1 protein-coding gene is annotated in these 745 nt (G+C 73.6%); it reads right to left on the bottom strand.

What is annotated here, in order from left to right; all coding sequences use genetic code 11:
• Window positions 1-21: 21 nt before the first annotated feature.
• Window positions 22-606 (bottom strand): GYF domain-containing protein, encoded by a 585-nt coding sequence (locus AC27IQ_RS26205; RefSeq protein ID WP_487091394.1) that lies wholly within the window; start codon window positions 604-606, stop codon window positions 22-24.
• Between the last annotated feature and the right edge of the window lie 139 nt (window positions 607-745).

Here is a 745-nt window from a genome sequence, read left to right on the forward strand (position 1 = left end):
GGCCGCTGCCCACTCCCGCGCTCAGAGCATCAGCACCACGAGCAGGCACACCACCCACGCCGCCAGGGGCGCCAGGCCCTGCCCCAGCCGCCGCGCGCGCCGGTAGAGGTAGGCGGGCGCCAGCCACACCCAGCCGCGAAAGCCCGCGGTGTCGTGCCCGGCGCGCCACAGCCAGCGCTCGTCCACGAAGGCCAGCAGCACGTTGAACGCCACCGTCAGGAAGAAGAACGCCCCCGACTGCACGGCCCGCTGCGACACGTACGGATCGCGGTACACGAGGTAGGCCACGAAACCCTCCAGCGACACGCCCATCACCGGTGCGCAGGCCAGCAGCCAGGCCAGCGTGTTGTTCACGCTGCCGGCCCAGGGATCGGCGGGCACGTGCAAGCCCAGGTGGGGGCATAGGTGCGGCCGGAACTCCGAATGCTCCACCGGTACCCAGCACGGCAGGCCCGGGCGCCAGATGCGCTGGCCCGGGGGCAGGCGCCGGGCATCGATCAGGCGCACGATCTCGTCGTCGGGCACCGGGCCGCGGCACTCGCCCTGCGCCTCGTAGAACCAACGGGCGTCCTCGCCCAGGTGGATGTCGACTTCCATGGCATTCATCGCAGCCACTCCCCTTTGCGCAGGGTGGCGGAAGCCCGCTCGGCCGGATGGAGGACGGTGGGATCGGCCGGCGGCACCCGCGTGACGGGCCGCGCCGCCGCGAGCCGGTGGTGCACGGCGCCGGCGGCGGGCAGGGGGA

This window comes from Acidovorax sp. KPB24-07, assembly GCF_057543315.1.